We start from the raw sequence: 13,046 nt of genomic DNA on the forward strand, positions 1-13,046 counted from the left end.
TCAGTGCTTCTCCGGGTCGTGGCCCCAGTTCATGAGCGAGTACCGCCAGGGGGTGTCGTGCACGTCGCCCTCGGGCCGCTGCTCCGAGTGCCGGGCGACGTAGCCGACGACCTTCCGCATGTGCGCCAGGTCGTCGTCGGTGCGGTCGGCCCGGTGCTTCTCGAGTATCCGGATGATGTGCCGACCGCTCTCGTGCCCGGTCGATTCGCCCCCGCCAGAGGGCTTCTGCCCGACGGCCTTCGATTCGTCGGTGTCGAGCCACTTCCGCAGCTCGGTGGCGGTCATGTTCACCGCGTCGTCGAAGTCGGCCCGGGTCTGCTCGTCGTCGTGCTCGCTCATGCGGTCGAGCCAACCCGGCGGTGCTGGACGACTGCGCAGGACGGACGCGGCTCCGACCGTGCCCAGCCCCTCACGCGTTTCCTGACCCTGCGAACCCCGCACCCGAACAGGAAGAGGCATCACATGCGCGCAGTCGTGTGGCACGGCATCGGCGACATCCGGCTCGACGAGGTCCCGCAGCCGACCATCCAGGACCCGGAGGACGCGATCGTCCGGATCACCCGCAGTGCCATCTGCGGCACCGATCTGCACTTCGTCCGCGGCACCATGGCACCGATGGTCGAGGGCACGATCCTCGGCCACGAGGCCGTCGGCGTCGTCACCGAGGTCGGGGACGCGGTGCGCGGCTTCAGCCCCGGCGACCGCGTCGTGATCAACTCCACCGTGTCCTGCGGTGCCTGCCGGTACTGCCGGATGGGCAGGACCGCCCAGTGCGACCGCTCGAACAGCAACGGACCGCAGGCAGGCACCGCGTTCTTCGGCGGCCCCGCCTCGACCGGACCGGTCGACGGCATGCAGGCGGAGTACGTCCGCGTCCCGTGCGCCCGCAACACCATGCACCCGCTCCCGGACACCGTCTCCGACGAGCAGGCGATCCTGCTGTCCGACATCTTCCCCACGGGGTGGTTCGGCGCGGAGCTCGCGGGCGTCACGCGCGGTGACGTCGTGGTGGTGTTCGGCGCCGGGATCGTCGGACAGTTCGCGGCAGCCTCGGCGTACAAGCAGGGCGCGGCCCGCGTCATCGTCGTCGACGGCGAGGAGACCCGGCTCGCCGCCGCGCTCGCCCAGCACTGCGAGGTCGTCGACTACAACGCCGAAGACCCGGTCGAGACGATCATGTCGCTGACCGACGGCATCGGCGCGGACTGCGTGATCGACGCAGTCGGCGTGGACGCCGAACGCCCGAAGCGCGGCCCGGCGGCGGTCGACCAGGACCAGGCGGAGGCGTTCGACGCCGAGGTGGCCGCGGTCGCGCCCGATGCCGCACCCGACGGCTTCGGTGAGCAGCAGCAGTGGAAGCCCGGTGACGGCCCCTCGCAGGTGGCTCGCTGGGCGGTCTCGAGCGTGGCGAAGTACGGCCGCATCGGGATCATCGGGGTGTACGGACCCACGGCCGAGCACTACCCGATCGGCGAGGCGATGCTCAAGAACCTGACCGTGCGGATGGGGAACTGCGACCACCACTCCGTCACCCCGCCGCTGATCGACATGGTGGCCGCCGGACAGTTCGACCCGACGGCCCTGATCACCGAGCACGAGCCGATCACCGACGCGATCGGTGCCTACGAGGCGTTCGACCGGCGCGAACCCGGCTGGATCAAGGTCGAGCTCGGCACCTCCTGACCGGAACGCGCTGCACCGGACCGCGACGACACCGGGTGGGAATGGAACGTCCCCGCCCGGTGTCGAACTCTGCACCGACCACGAAGGAGCCCACCATGAGCCTCGACCTCCACAAGAGCACCGGCGCCGGAACCGTCACCGACGAGCGCGCCTGCCTGCCGAAGCCCGTCCTGCCCAGCCTGCACGACGAGCGCACCCCGTCCTTCGGCCGCTGGCTCGGCCAGATCAACCACACCGACTGACCCACCAGCGGAGCGGGGGCACCCACCGCCCGGACCCTCGCCGCGCACTGCTACCGTGCACCCATGTTCTGGGGCCGGCGGTACTACGCGCTGCAAGCCGTCGGCGGAGCGGCCTGGTGGATCGCCGTCGCGACGCTGCCGTGGATCCGCACGGCGACGCTCGGCTCGCTCGATCCGGTGCTGGTCGCCGTGTTCGACGTCCCGCTGTTCGTCGTCGCCTCGGCCCTCGCCGCCGCGGGAGTCCGGACCGCCGCGGTGGTCACGACGGCGTGGACCGCGCTGGTGCTCGTTGCCCTGAGCGTCTGGGCCACCGCGATCGGCGAGGCCGGCTGGGGCGTGCTGGTCATGCTGGCCGCCACGATCGGATCGACCCTCGCCCTCGCCCTCGTCCTGCTCGGACGGGTCCCGACGGAGTGGGTGACGAGCGGTCCGCTGCGGATCCGCACCGCTGACGCCGCGGCCCCGCGTTCCCGGCACGTCACCGCGACCGTGCTGCAGATCGTCGTCTTCTGGGGCCTGTTCCTCGGGGTGTTCCCCCTGGTGATCGCGTTCGCCGAGCACCGCTGGGGCCTGCACCTTCGCCTGCCGACACCCTCCGTCACCGCCCTCACCGTCGTCGGTGTGGTCGTGCTCCTGCTGGCGAGTGCGCTCGGCATCGCGTCGGCAGCGGCGATGTCGACGAAGGGCGAGGGCACGCCGCTGCCCTCGGCCACCGCGAACCGCCTGGTGGTCGCCGGGCCGTACCGGTCGGTGCGGAACCCGATGGCCCTGGCCGGCATCACCCAGGGGGTCGCCGTCGGCCTGATGCTGTCGTCGTGGCTGGTCGTCGTCTACGCGGTCGCCGGTTCCGTGGTCTGGAACTGCATCGTCCGCCCGCTCGAGGAATCCGACCTTCAGGAACGGTTCGGCGACGACTTCCGCCGCTACGCGGAGCAGGTCCGGTGCTGGGTGCCGCGGTGGCCGGTGCCGGCGCGCGTGGGTTCGGTGCCGCTCAGCTCGTCGCGCCGCTGATGTTGACGAGCCACGACACCCCGTGGCGGTCGGTCAGCATCCCGAACGTGTCACCCCAGGGCGCCGCGGTGAGTGGCTCGACGATCGTGGCGCCCTGGGCGAGGCCGTTCCACCAGCGTGTCAGCAGTTCGTGGTTGTCACCGCTGAGGGACAGCGAGATGCTGCTCTCGGCCGGCGTGGGCATGCCGGACGGCGCGTCCGAGGCCATCAGGAGCAGGCCCTGGTCGCCGTCGAGCTGGCCGTGCATCACCTTGTCGGCGTCGGCGGGGTCCTGGCTCATGCCGGCTTCACCGAACGTGCCGATGGTGAGCGTGCCGCCGAAGACCGAGTGGTAGAACTCGAGCGCTTCGCGGGCGCCGCTCCGGAACCCGAGGTAGGGGTTGAGGCGAACGGTCATGACGGTCTCCCTCGTCCTGCGCGGGCGCCGTCGCCCGCGTCGTGATCATCGTGGCAGAGCGCGCGTCGCCGCGGAAGGAGACGCCGTCGTCTTCCTTCGGCGCCGCCAGGTCGTCGAGACGCCTCCACATTCGGCGGCGTCTCGACGACGGCACGGCGTCGCAGCAACACGCCGGCGTGTCCGAAGCAGCACCAGCGCCGGACGGGAGGCGCGTGGCGGCGCCGCCACGGGCCTCCAGTCCGTCACGCGGCGGGGTCCACCACCGCCGGTCGCGCGGACGGGGCGAGCTCGCGGATCCGCTTGGCGGGGACGCCGGCGTAGACGCCGTGCGCCGCCAGGCGGCCGACGACCACGGCGCCGGCGGCGACCACGACGTCGTGCTCGATGTGGGCGCCGGGCAGGATCGTGGCGCGGCCGCCGATCCAGACGTGCTCCTCGACGACCACCGGACGGCCGGTCGCGACGTCGCTCCACCGGCCCTCGGCGTCGATCTCGTGGTGGCTCGTCATGATGAGCACCTGCATCCCGATCGCGGTGTTCGCACCGATCGTCACGGGGGCGACGGCCTCGACGGTCACGTTCCGGTTGCAGAAGACGCCCCGGCCGATCGTGAGGTGCTTCGGGTCGCCCGTCAGCGAGAACCCGGTGCCCACACCGGACTCGGCGCGTGCACCGGCGGCACGGAGCAGCAGCCGACGGACGATCCGGGGCAGCAGCGCCGATCCGAGCAGTGCGGTGAAGACGAGGTGCTCACGGGCGTAGGAGGCGTCCTCGATGAGCCGGCGGCCGAACGTCGAGGCATGGGACGCGGTCGGGACGGGCTCCGACGGGACGGGCGCCGGGGTCGGGACGGGCGGTGCTGCTGAGCCGGCCATGGGGTCTCCAGTCGTCGTGGCTGCGTGTCCGTGCAGCGCAAACGTAGGGCGACGCTCGTCGGCGATCGGCCGGACGGCGGGCGGTTGCGGGATTCTTGCGGGGCCGCGCGGCTGCTCGTCTACGGGCGGGCGCCGTCGCGCGCGGTGGACGCCGTGTGCCGGGGCAGCTCGCCGAACTCCTCGCGGTAGCTCCCCGCGAACCGGCCGAGGTGGGCGAACCCGGTGGCCCGGGCGATCTCGGCGATGCTCCGCCCGTCGCCCGACTCGAGCTGTTCGCGGGCGAGCAGCAGCCGGATGCGGCGCAGGTACATGGTCGGGGTGATGCCGTGGTGCCGCTGGAACGCCGCCTGCACGCCGCGCACGCTCAGGCCGGCGGCCTCGGCGACGTCGTCGACGGTGATCGGCTCGGTGGCGTGCTCGAGCAGGAAGGTCTCGGCACGGGCGAAGCGGGCGGTGGCGGCCATCGCCGGCTCGTACTGCCCGACGGGCCAGTGCGGGATCGCGGTGAGCAGACCACCGGCGGCGAAGCGCGCGAGTTCCCGCTCGCGTTCGATCGGGACGGCGTCCGGTCCGGCCAGCACCTCTTGTGCGACGGACCGCACCATGAGCCACCAGGCAGCGAGCGGCGCGCCCTCGGGGACGTGCCGCGGACGGAACTCGATGGGACCGGGGGCCCAGTCGCCGCGCTCGGCCGCGACCTGCTCGACGATCGAGCGGTCGATGCGCAGGACGTCCTTGTTGCAGGCGATCCAGCGGAAGCGCTGGGGGCCCTGGCGGAAGAGCGTCGGGCGGCCGATCTTCACGGGGTTCTCGTCGAGCTGGGCGACCCCGGACTTCATCCAGAAGATCATCACCGCGCTGCCCGGCTCGATCGCGCCGCTCAGGACCCCGGTGCAGCGGGTCGACTCGAGCGACAGCAGTGCGGTCCCGCGCACGCGCTCCTCGAACACGAACTCGGCGTCCGTCGGTTCGACCGACAGTCCGTGGGTGATGTGCGTCCGAGCCATCGCCTCGGCCGCGACCGACGGCTCGGCGGTCTGGATCTCCCGCTGCATGCGGTGCATCGTCTCGGGCACGTGACGATCCTCCCGACAACTCGGCGTCTGCGCAACGCGCGACGCGCCGCGTTCCTGTACGGCGACCAGCCGGCGCGCTGTTGGCTGTGCTGCAGGAGGTCGAACATGAAGTACATCCAGTACGACCGCTCGACGATCCTGACGAGCGACGACGTGGCCGACGCCGTGATCGAGTACGCCGCTGCCCTGGCCGGGGGGAGCCGGGCGGACACCGTGGCGATCCCTGCCGTGGCCGCCGACGGCACCATGACGACCACCAAGGTGCTGATCGGTCCGTCGAGCCAGCTCGTCGTCGAGGACGCCGAGGAGGACGAACTCGAGGGTGAGGACACCGTGTTCGTGGCGCGGCTGCGCGCCGCCGCGCTGACGTTCGACCACGACGAGGTGATCCACGCGGACACCCGGTCGGACCTGACCGAGGGGCCGGTGGCGTAGGGAGCAACCCTGCGGAGCGCCTGCGCAGCGCCGGCTCAGCGCCCGAAGTCCGGCGGCGACGCGTTGGTGTCGACGGCGAGCACGGCCTCGGTGCGCCGACCGAGTTCGAGCAGGAAGGCCTCGCCCTCGGGTTCGAGGACGTCGTCCGGCGCGGGCTCCACGGCGACCGGGATCGCCGGGGCCAGCAGCACCTCGACGGTGCTCGCCACCCCGAAGTCGTCCGCGGTCGGGATCGACACGACGTCGCTCAGCCGGCTCTGGTGCAGTGCGGCCGCGTACCGGATCACCGCTTCCGCGATCGTGTCGCTCGTCAGGACACGGACGGTGCCCGCGTAGTTCACGTACTTCACACTTGCTCCCTGGTGAAGAGGAGCATCCGTCGCGGTGACGGTTCCCTGATCCGGTGCCACGGTAGGCCGCCGTCGCGCGCGGCACACATCTTCGCTTTCCGGATGGGGTACGCCCGGAGCCTGAGCCGGTGCCCAGTGGGGGTCGCAGACGATCGGGGACGTCCAGGGAAACCGACCACAGGGAGAGACATGACCGAGCAGCAGCAGCCCCCGGGGAGCGACCAGGAACTCACGCCGAAGGCCGACCACGGCGAGGAGTCGTACCGCGGCTCCGGCAAGCTCACCGGCAAGCGTGCCGTCATCACCGGCGGGGACAGCGGGATCGGGAAGGCCGTCGCGATCGCGTTCGCCCGCGAGGGTGCGGACGTCCTGATCAGCTACCTGCCGCAAGAAGAGGACGACGCGCAGGACACGAAGCGCTGGATCGAGGAAGCCGGTCGGAAGGCCGTGCTGTTCCCGGGCGACGTGAGCGATCCCGCGTACTGCCGATCGGTCATCGACCAGGCGGTCTCGGAGCTCGGCGGGCTCGACGTCCTCGTGAACAACGCCGCCTACCAGATGACCCACGAGACGATCGAGGAGATCAGCGACGAGGAGTGGGACCACACCCTCGCGACGAACCTCAGCGCCTACTTCCGCCTCGTCAAGGCTGCACTGCCGCACCTGGGCCCGGGGTCGTCGATCATCGGGTCCAGCTCGGTGAACTCCGACAACCCGAAGCCGAACCTCGCCCCCTACGACGTCACGAAGGCCGGCGTCGCGAACCTGTCGGCAGCGCTCGCGCAGCTGCTCGGGGACCGCGGGATCCGCGTGAACAGCGTCGCCCCCGGGCCGATCTGGACGCCGCTGATCCCGTCGACCATGCCGCCGGAGGAGGTCGAGCAGTTCGGCAAGCAGTCGCCGCTCGGCCGTCCCGGCCAACCGGCCGAGCTCGCACCCGTCTACGTGCTGCTCGCCAGTGACGACGGCAGCTACGTCTCCGGCGCGCGGGTCGCCGTCACCGGCGGCACCCCGATCCTGTGACGGGACGCCGGTCCGGCAACGGGACCAGGTGACGGGCGGGAGGCCCGGGGCACGACGTGCGCCGGGCCTCCCGTCCGTCGTCGGGGGACGCTCCTGGCTGAATCGCCGCCCACCGCGGGCGGCCTACGTTCAGGGCCATGTCCACGCGAGCGAAGACCGTCACGGCGCTGTTCGGCGCCGCCACCGTAGCCCTGCTGCTCACCGCCTGCGACCCCGGCGGAGCGCAGAACATCAACCCCGTCGGCAAGGTCCCCGGCTCCGAGGAGAAGTCCCAGTCGGCCCAGTGCGACGTGGCCGCCAGTGCCGCCGTCGACATGATCGACAAGGCGGTCGGGTCGCACGACACCACCGAGTTCGCGAACATCCAGAAGGGTGACGGCGGCTGGTACCTCGGTGCCGCGATCGTCCCCGCGGACAGCAACGACTCGAACGACGACGAGGTCACCATCTGGGCGACCACCGCCGACCCCACGGCCGACGACTTCGACGGCCCGCTGTACGCCGTGAACGACATCGCCAAGCAGGCCGTCGCCGACGAGACGACCACCACCTCGGACGCGCCGACGCCGTTCGCCGACGACTCGAAGGCCGCCGAGCAGGTCGAGAGCTGCGTCGTCGAGGCGTCCGACCGCTAGTCGTCGGACGACGTAGCGTGGCCGATCAGCCCTCGGGCTGGTCGGCCACTTCCACGTCCACGTGGTGGTCGTCGCCGCCGTCGGTGCCTGCGGCTCCCGGTGTCGGGCACCGCTGACCGGAGCGGACGACGCGGTCGAAGGTGCGAGGACGTCTGCCACGAGTTCGGGTCAGGAGCAGACGTCCTCGCGCTACGACGCCGTCGGGTTCGACGCGGTGGTCATGACGAGGCCAGCCCGGTAACGGGGGGTCGGGCACCCGCCGGTAGGGTCCGGCGGGGTAGCTTCCGGAGACTGTACGACGACCACGACTCAGACGTGCACAGGATCCGCCGGAACCGGACAGGACCGACCCGGTCCCGATCCGTCGCCGCGCTCATCGACCAGGGTCCGGCGCACCGACCCGCCGTCCACGCCGACGCACGACCGCGAGCGTCCCGCCGACGGTGAGCATCGCGACGGCGAGCACCGCGACGCGCAGCGGATCGGCTCCCGTGGCGGCCAGGGCGCCCGTCCCGCCACCGGGCTCGACACCGGCGTTCGGCGCCGTGTCGACGCCACCGTCCGTGCCGGGTCCTCCGTCGTCGCCCTGGTCGCCCGTGCCGATCCCTCCCGGTCCGGGGGTCGGGCCGCCGGAGCCGCCACCGCCACCGCCACCGGGCTCGCCGTCACCGGGGTCGCCGGTGCCAGGACCACCGCCGTCGCCTCCGCCCCCGTCGTCCGGCACCGCCGTGTTCACGATGGCGCAGACCACGTCATCGCCGTCCGCGACCGTGACGACCCCGTCGGTCACCGGCGCGCCGGTGCAGGTCCAGTCCCCCGCCTCGTAGCCGTCGGGGCCGCCCGACTCCGTCAGCGTGTAGTCCCCCGGCGGCACCGGTCGACCAGTCACCGCATCGCTGCCCGACGTGCCGGAGACCGTGGTCGGTCCGGTCGCGGTCAGGGTCCAGTCGCCCGGGTCCGCGTCGCCGCCGACGACCTGCTTGACCAGGGTGAGGTCCCCCTCGACGGCGTCGGTCGACAGGCAGGACACCGTCGTCGAGAACGGGAACCCGTGGATCTCGCGAGGCACCGGACCGGCGGCGGTCGGGACCCCGTGCGTGAACGACGCCGCGACGACGTTGCCCTCGACGTTCTGCGTCACGTCCCACCGCAGGTCGGCCCGGGGAGCGTAGATCGTGCCCTCGAGGACGTCGGCACCGGTGACGTGCACGGTGGTCGCGTCCGGGAAGTTCCAGAGCACGAACGGCGCGTGCGCGTTCGTCAGGTTCGCGAGGTTCGGGACGGAACCGTCGAAGGTCGTCCCGGTGACGTTCACGACGAGCGGCGATCCGGGGCCGGGCAGACCGTCGAAGGTCAGCAGGTCGAGGGCGTCGAGGTCCTCGGCCGCCACCGTCAGCACGTTCGTGACGCCGGGCTGGACGTCGGCGTACGCGGCCGTCCCCGGCGCGATCGGCGTCGCCAGGGGCGCGCCTGCGGCGTCGTGGAGCACGGTCGTCACCGGGCACGTCCCGAGGTCGGCGGACAGGGAGCGGTAGCGGGCGAAGGACGACGCGAAGTCCAGCACCGACGGGTCGGCCATCGTCGGGACGGAGCTCGCGGGCTGCCGGGTGGTCCCCTCGATGCGGGGGAACGTCTCGGCGGTGGTGCCCTCCGGAGCGAGCCGGTAGTCGATCGTCGCGCCGTTCTGGTCGGTGTCGAAGGCGTCGTAGGTCGCCGTGTCGCCGACGTGGGCGTACCCGCCGTTCAGCACGCGGAGGACGGCCGACTGCTCCGACGGGAACCGGATGCCACCGTCGACGTACAGGAACGTGGGACGGCTCTCCCCCGGCAGGGTCAGGGCGTTCGCGGGCGGGTTGCCCGCACCGATGTTGTAGCTGGTCTCGAAGGCCAGGTCACCGCCGGCGGCGAGCGTGCCCTCGGCCTCGTCCGCTGCGAGTTCGACGTCGCCCTCGACGAAGACCAGGAACCCCTGGTTCGCCGGGTGCCCGTCCACCGGCACGGTGACGGGGTTGACGGGCGGGACGTCGGCCGCCGCGGCCGACTCGGACACGAGCAGGGCCGCCGGCATCACCAGGGCTGCCGGAACGAGCAGTGCGGCGACACCGAGCACCGTGGCCCGGTGGCGCTCTCGCGCCGTCACGGTGTCCCTGATCCAGGCCATGCGGCCGCCTTCGCCCTCGGGGCCCCTGCCTGCCCCGTTGGCCGACAAGGTAAACCGGCCTCGCCTCCGGCGCTCCCAGGAACGCGCGCGCCGCCGTGCACACACCACGGACCGGACGGGAGGCTCGGTGCAGGCCCGCCCCGTGCCTCCCGTCCGCAGTCGGCGGAGCAAGGAGAACGCCCCGATGAGGAGGGGGGATCTCATCGGGGCGTTCCGTTCGTGGGCCGCGTCAGGCGGCGAGGCGCGCAGCGAGCGCGGTGGCGCGGGACTTCAGGTCCGCGTAGGTGGCCTCGTACGCGTCCGCCGTGCCGACGCGCGAGGGGTTCGGCAGCGACCAGTGCAGGCTGTCGCCGGCGTCGATCGACTCGTGCGCGCGGTCGCAGACCGTGACGACCAGGTCGCCGTCGGCGACGAGGTCGCGGAAGGCACGCGGGACGTGGCGGCCGAGGTCCAGGCCGTGGCGTTCGCCGACGGCGGCCGCCCCGGGTGCGATGGCGGCCGCGGGACGCGTCCCGCCCGACAGCGAGCCGATCTCGCTGACCTGCGCCCAGACGCCCGCGGCCAGCGGGGAGCGCGCGGAGTTGCCGGTGCAGACGAACAGCACGCGGGACACCGGGCCCGGCACCGCTGCCGAACCGTGCGGGACGCCGCTCGGCTCGAGGTGCAGGTAGCTGCGTCGCCCGTCGCCGTCGGAGCGGCGTCGCGTGACCAGACCGGCCTGCTCGAGGACGCGCAGGTGGTGCGCCAGGAGCGGCCCGGAGAACCCGAGGGCGGCCCGCACCTCGCTCGGGCTGGCGTCGGACGCGGCGAGCAGGTCGACGATCGCCAGGCGGGCGACGTCGCCGAGGGCGGCATGCTGCGCCGCACGCCGCTCGAGGTCCTGCCGCCGGGTGTTCATCGGTTCAATGTTGACTGAACCATCTGCCGTCGTCAAGATGAGCGGGTGACGACGAGCCCCGAGCCCCTGCGGTCGTCCGCGGCATCGGTGTTCCTGGTGTTCCTGCGGCTCGGGCTGACCTCGTTCGGCGGGCCGGTCGCGCACCTCGGGTACTTCCGCGAGGCCTTCGTGGTGCGTCGCCGCTGGCTGCGGGACGACGCCTACGCCGACCTCGTCGCGCTGTGCCAGTTCCTGCCCGGACCCGCGTCGAGCCAGGTCGGGATGGCACTCGGGCTGCAGCGCGCCGGGCTGCTCGGACTCCTCGCCGCGTGGTGCGGGTTCACCCTGCCGTCCGCGGTGCTGCTCGTCGCGTTCGCCCTGCTCGTGTCCGGCACGCCCGACCTGGCCGGCGCAGGGTGGCTGCTCGGGCTGCAGGCCGCAGCCGCCGCGGTGGTGGCGCAGGCGGTGCTCGGCATGGCGCGCTCACTCACACCGGACCGCCGTCGGGCGACCATCGCGGCCGCCGCCGCGATCGTGGTGCTGCTCGTCCCCGGCCCGGCGGCGCAGGTCGCGGTCATGGCGGCGTGCGGCGTGGTCGGCGTGCTGTGGCTGGGCCGGGTGGTGGGCCCGGCCGAGGACGTCGCCGTCAGCGAGGTCGCCGTGCGGCTCCCCCGCTGGGTCGCGGTGTCGGCGCTCGTCGCGTTCGCCGCCCTGCTCGTCGCGGCACCCGTCGCCGCGAGCGGCACCGGGGCCGTGCGCCTGTTCGGGGTCTTCGCACAGGCGGGTTCGCTCGTCTTCGGCGGCGGCCACGTCGTCCTGCCGCTGCTCGAGTCGCAGACCGTGGCAACCCACCTGGTGGGCCATGCGGACTTCCTGGCCGGGTACGGCGCCGCACAGGCCGTGCCCGGGCCGCTGTTCACCTTCGCCGCGTACCTCGGCGCCGTCGCCGACGGCAGCCCGAGCGGGCTCGTCGGCGCCGCGGTGGCACTCGTCGCGATCTTCCTGCCGGCGGCGCTCCTGGTGGTCGGCGCACTGCCGTTCTGGCACGTGCTCCGCGCTCTGCCGTGGGCCCGGCGGGTGCTGGCCGGCGTGAACGCGGGGGTCGTCGGGCTCCTCGCCGCGGCGCTCTGGGACCCGGTCATCACCGAGGGGGTCCGCTCGGCACCCGCACTGGCGCTCGCCGTGGCCGCCTTCATCGCCCTCACCCGCTGGTCCGCTCCCCCGTGGGCGGTCGTCATCGGAGCCGGCATGCTCGGCGCCGTCGTCCTCTGATCGGAGCACCTCGCATGCCCACCGTCCTGTTCGTCTGCGTCCACAACGCCGGCCGTTCCCAGATGGCCGCCGGCTTCCTGCAGCACCTGGCCGACGGCCGCGTCGACGTCCGGAGCGCCGGCTCCGAACCGGCCGAGCAGCTCAACCCCGTGGTCGTCGCGGCGATGCTCGAGGAGGGCATCGACATCCGGAACGAGCAGCCGGCCCGGCTCAGCACCGATGCCGTCCGGGCCGCCGACGTCGTCATCACGATGGGGTGCGGGGACGCCTGTCCGGTGTTCCCGGGCAAGCGCTACGAGGACTGGGAGCTGACCGACCCCGCGGGGCTCGACCTCGACGCCGTCCGGCCGATCCGCGACGACGTGCGCGCGCGGGTGCAGGACCTGCTCGCTGGGCTGGTGATCTCCTGACCGGCGGCGACCCCGCGTCTCAGGACGCGCGGTTCCGACGCGCCCGCTCCTTGATCGCGGTGATGACGGCCGTCTTCGCGTCGGCGTAGGCGTTCATGTCGTCCCAACTCCGGCCAAGCAGCTCCCGCTTGGTGCGCTCGTACAGCGCCCGGTCACAGGCGTCGGCGCGCAGGTGGTCACGGAGGAGCAGGTACTCGTCGACCGCCGTCGCGCCCCGCTCGTAGATGTGCACGTGGACGTCACGGGCCGGCGTCCGGACCAGGCGGTGGCCCGCCTCGCGGACACGGAGCTCGTACCCGGTCGCGAGGAGCTGGTCGAGGTACGTGGCCTCGGCGGTGACGTCCGCGACGGCGACCACGATGTCGACGATCGGTTTCGCGGCCAGGCCGGGGACGGCCGTGGATCCGATGTGCTCGACGACCGGGGCGTCCGCGCCGGAGCCGGGGAGGGCCTCCAGGATGCGTCGCCGGTGGTCCGCGAAGACCGCAGCCCACCCGCTGTCGGCGGGGTGCAGGGTCACGGTGACCGGTTCCGGGCCGCCGATGACCTCGACGGTCGTGACGTCCGGGCGGGTGTGGTCCTCGTCGTGGTGCTGCACC

The 13,046-nt window shown here is 72.8% G+C and carries 16 protein-coding genes; 8 read left to right on the forward strand and 8 right to left on the reverse strand.

Translation table 11 applies throughout. The features are described from left to right. On the reverse strand, nt 1-339 hold the full coding sequence (locus DEJ35_RS13225) for a DUF3140 domain-containing protein (protein ID WP_111192908.1): 339 nt from the start codon (nt 337-339) through the stop codon (nt 1-3). 123 nt (nt 340-462) lie between these two features. On the opposite strand from DEJ35_RS13225, the gene DEJ35_RS13230 reads away from it, so the two are divergent. The 3 genes from DEJ35_RS13230 (at nt 463) to DEJ35_RS13240 (ending at nt 2,936) form a co-directional block, all read left to right on the forward strand. Continuing rightward, nucleotides 463-1,683, forward strand: a complete 1,221-nt coding sequence (locus DEJ35_RS13230) for an alcohol dehydrogenase catalytic domain-containing protein (RefSeq protein WP_111192909.1) — start codon at nt 463-465, stop codon at nt 1,681-1,683. Between the two features lie 95 nt (nt 1,684-1,778). Then, on the forward strand, nt 1,779-1,925 hold the full coding sequence (locus DEJ35_RS17355; protein WP_181420139.1) for a hypothetical protein: 147 nt from the start codon (nt 1,779-1,781) through the stop codon (nt 1,923-1,925). Nucleotides 1,926-1,988: 63 nt separating this feature from the next. Next, nucleotides 1,989-2,936: an isoprenylcysteine carboxylmethyltransferase family protein gene (locus DEJ35_RS13240; RefSeq protein WP_111192910.1), complete on the forward strand. Its 948-nt coding sequence runs from the start codon at nt 1,989-1,991 to the stop codon at nt 2,934-2,936. Here DEJ35_RS13240 and DEJ35_RS13245 read toward each other — a convergent pair. The 3 genes from DEJ35_RS13245 to DEJ35_RS13255 all read right to left on the reverse strand — a co-directional run bounded on the left by DEJ35_RS13245 (nt 2,917) and on the right by DEJ35_RS13255 (nt 5,284). Further along, the gene (locus tag DEJ35_RS13245) at nt 2,917-3,333 is read right to left on the reverse strand and encodes a VOC family protein (protein WP_111192911.1); all 417 of its coding nucleotides are present in this window, start codon (nt 3,331-3,333) and stop codon (nt 2,917-2,919) included. The two genes, DEJ35_RS13240 and DEJ35_RS13245, sit on opposite strands and share 20 nt — an antisense overlap. Nucleotides 3,334-3,575: 242 nt before the next feature. Further along, nucleotides 3,576-4,208 carry a DapH/DapD/GlmU-related protein gene (locus DEJ35_RS13250; RefSeq protein WP_111192912.1) on the reverse strand — a complete coding sequence of 211 codons (633 nt, stop codon included), beginning with the start codon at nt 4,206-4,208 and terminating at the stop codon, nt 3,576-3,578. A gap of 119 nt (nt 4,209-4,327) precedes the next feature. Beyond that, nucleotides 4,328-5,284, reverse strand: coding sequence for an AraC family transcriptional regulator (locus DEJ35_RS13255; RefSeq protein WP_110862174.1), 957 nt, complete (start codon nt 5,282-5,284; stop codon nt 4,328-4,330). 105 nt (nt 5,285-5,389) lie between these two features. Between DEJ35_RS13255 and DEJ35_RS13260 the strand changes: the two genes are divergently transcribed. After that, a complete protein-coding gene (locus DEJ35_RS13260; RefSeq protein ID WP_110862172.1) occupies nt 5,390-5,719 on the forward strand; it encodes a hypothetical protein in 330 nt (109 codons plus the stop codon). A gap of 35 nt (nt 5,720-5,754) precedes the next feature. Here the strand turns inward: DEJ35_RS13260 and DEJ35_RS13265 are convergent, their stop codons facing one another. After that, nucleotides 5,755-6,069: a hypothetical protein gene (locus tag DEJ35_RS13265; protein WP_110862170.1), complete on the reverse strand. Its 315-nt coding sequence runs from the start codon at nt 6,067-6,069 to the stop codon at nt 5,755-5,757. A gap of 189 nt (nt 6,070-6,258) precedes the next feature. Between DEJ35_RS13265 and DEJ35_RS13270 the strand changes: the two genes are divergently transcribed. Together DEJ35_RS13270 and DEJ35_RS13275 are read left to right on the forward strand one after the other, a co-directional pair. After that, the gene (locus tag DEJ35_RS13270; protein WP_111192913.1) at nt 6,259-7,092 is read left to right on the forward strand and encodes an SDR family oxidoreductase; all 834 of its coding nucleotides are present in this window, start codon (nt 6,259-6,261) and stop codon (nt 7,090-7,092) included. 137 nt (nt 7,093-7,229) lie between these two features. Further along, nucleotides 7,230-7,727 carry a hypothetical protein gene (locus DEJ35_RS13275; protein WP_110862165.1) on the forward strand — a complete coding sequence of 166 codons (498 nt, stop codon included), beginning with the start codon at nt 7,230-7,232 and terminating at the stop codon, nt 7,725-7,727. Nucleotides 7,728-8,100: 373 nt separating this feature from the next. Here DEJ35_RS13275 and DEJ35_RS13280 read toward each other — a convergent pair whose 3' ends face one another. Further along, nucleotides 8,101-9,888 (reverse strand): collagen-binding domain-containing protein, encoded by a 1,788-nt coding sequence (locus DEJ35_RS13280; protein ID WP_181435583.1) that lies wholly within the window; start codon nt 9,886-9,888, stop codon nt 8,101-8,103. Nucleotides 9,889-10,117: 229 nt separating this feature from the next. Then, entirely contained in the window at nt 10,118-10,786 is a 669-nt protein-coding gene (locus DEJ35_RS13285; protein ID WP_111192915.1) for a MarR family transcriptional regulator, read from the reverse strand. 45 nt (nt 10,787-10,831) lie between these two features. Between DEJ35_RS13285 and chrA the strand changes: the two genes are divergently transcribed. Together chrA and DEJ35_RS13295 are read left to right on the forward strand one after the other, a co-directional pair. After that, nucleotides 10,832-12,037 carry a chromate efflux transporter gene (gene chrA / locus DEJ35_RS13290; RefSeq protein WP_111192916.1) on the forward strand — a complete coding sequence of 402 codons (1,206 nt, stop codon included), beginning with the start codon at nt 10,832-10,834 and terminating at the stop codon, nt 12,035-12,037. Nucleotides 12,038-12,051: 14 nt separating this feature from the next. Next, a complete protein-coding gene (locus DEJ35_RS13295) occupies nt 12,052-12,447 on the forward strand; it encodes an arsenate reductase ArsC (RefSeq protein ID WP_111192917.1) in 396 nt (131 codons plus the stop codon). A 19-nt stretch (nt 12,448-12,466) separates the two neighbouring features. Here the strand turns inward: DEJ35_RS13295 and DEJ35_RS13300 are convergent, their stop codons facing one another. After that, complete coding sequence (locus DEJ35_RS13300) at nt 12,467-13,045, reverse strand: GrpB family protein (RefSeq protein ID WP_111192918.1); 579 nt, start codon at nt 13,043-13,045, stop codon at nt 12,467-12,469. Between the last annotated feature and the right edge of the window lies 1 nt (nt 13,046).

Source organism: Curtobacterium sp. MCPF17_051 (assembly GCF_003234595.1).
GTDB classification, from domain to species: Bacteria; Actinomycetota; Actinomycetes; order Actinomycetales; family Microbacteriaceae; genus Curtobacterium; species Curtobacterium flaccumfaciens.

Bases quoted from the DNA above. Each gene is read 5' to 3' on its own strand.
- DEJ35_RS13225 (WP_111192908.1), bottom strand. From the start codon at position 339: ATGAGCGAGCACGACGACGAGCAGACCCGGGCCGACTTCGACGACGCG.
- DEJ35_RS13230 (WP_111192909.1), top strand. From the start codon at position 463: ATGCGCGCAGTCGTGTGGCACGGCATCGGCGACATCCGGCTCGACGAG.
- DEJ35_RS17355 (WP_181420139.1), top strand. From the start codon at position 1,779: ATGAGCCTCGACCTCCACAAGAGCACCGGCGCCGGAACCGTCACCGAC.
- DEJ35_RS13240 (WP_111192910.1), top strand. From the start codon at position 1,989: ATGTTCTGGGGCCGGCGGTACTACGCGCTGCAAGCCGTCGGCGGAGCG.
- DEJ35_RS13245 (WP_111192911.1), bottom strand. From the start codon at position 3,333: ATGACCGTTCGCCTCAACCCCTACCTCGGGTTCCGGAGCGGCGCCCGC.
- DEJ35_RS13250 (WP_111192912.1), bottom strand. From the start codon at position 4,208: ATGGCCGGCTCAGCAGCACCGCCCGTCCCGACCCCGGCGCCCGTCCCG.
- DEJ35_RS13260 (WP_110862172.1), top strand. From the start codon at position 5,390: ATGAAGTACATCCAGTACGACCGCTCGACGATCCTGACGAGCGACGAC.
- DEJ35_RS13270 (WP_111192913.1), top strand. From the start codon at position 6,259: ATGACCGAGCAGCAGCAGCCCCCGGGGAGCGACCAGGAACTCACGCCG.
- DEJ35_RS13275 (WP_110862165.1), top strand. From the start codon at position 7,230: ATGTCCACGCGAGCGAAGACCGTCACGGCGCTGTTCGGCGCCGCCACC.
- DEJ35_RS13280 (WP_181435583.1), bottom strand. From the start codon at position 9,888: ATGGCCTGGATCAGGGACACCGTGACGGCGCGAGAGCGCCACCGGGCC.
- DEJ35_RS13285 (WP_111192915.1), bottom strand. From the start codon at position 10,786: ATGAACACCCGGCGGCAGGACCTCGAGCGGCGTGCGGCGCAGCATGCC.
- DEJ35_RS13295 (WP_111192917.1), top strand. From the start codon at position 12,052: ATGCCCACCGTCCTGTTCGTCTGCGTCCACAACGCCGGCCGTTCCCAG.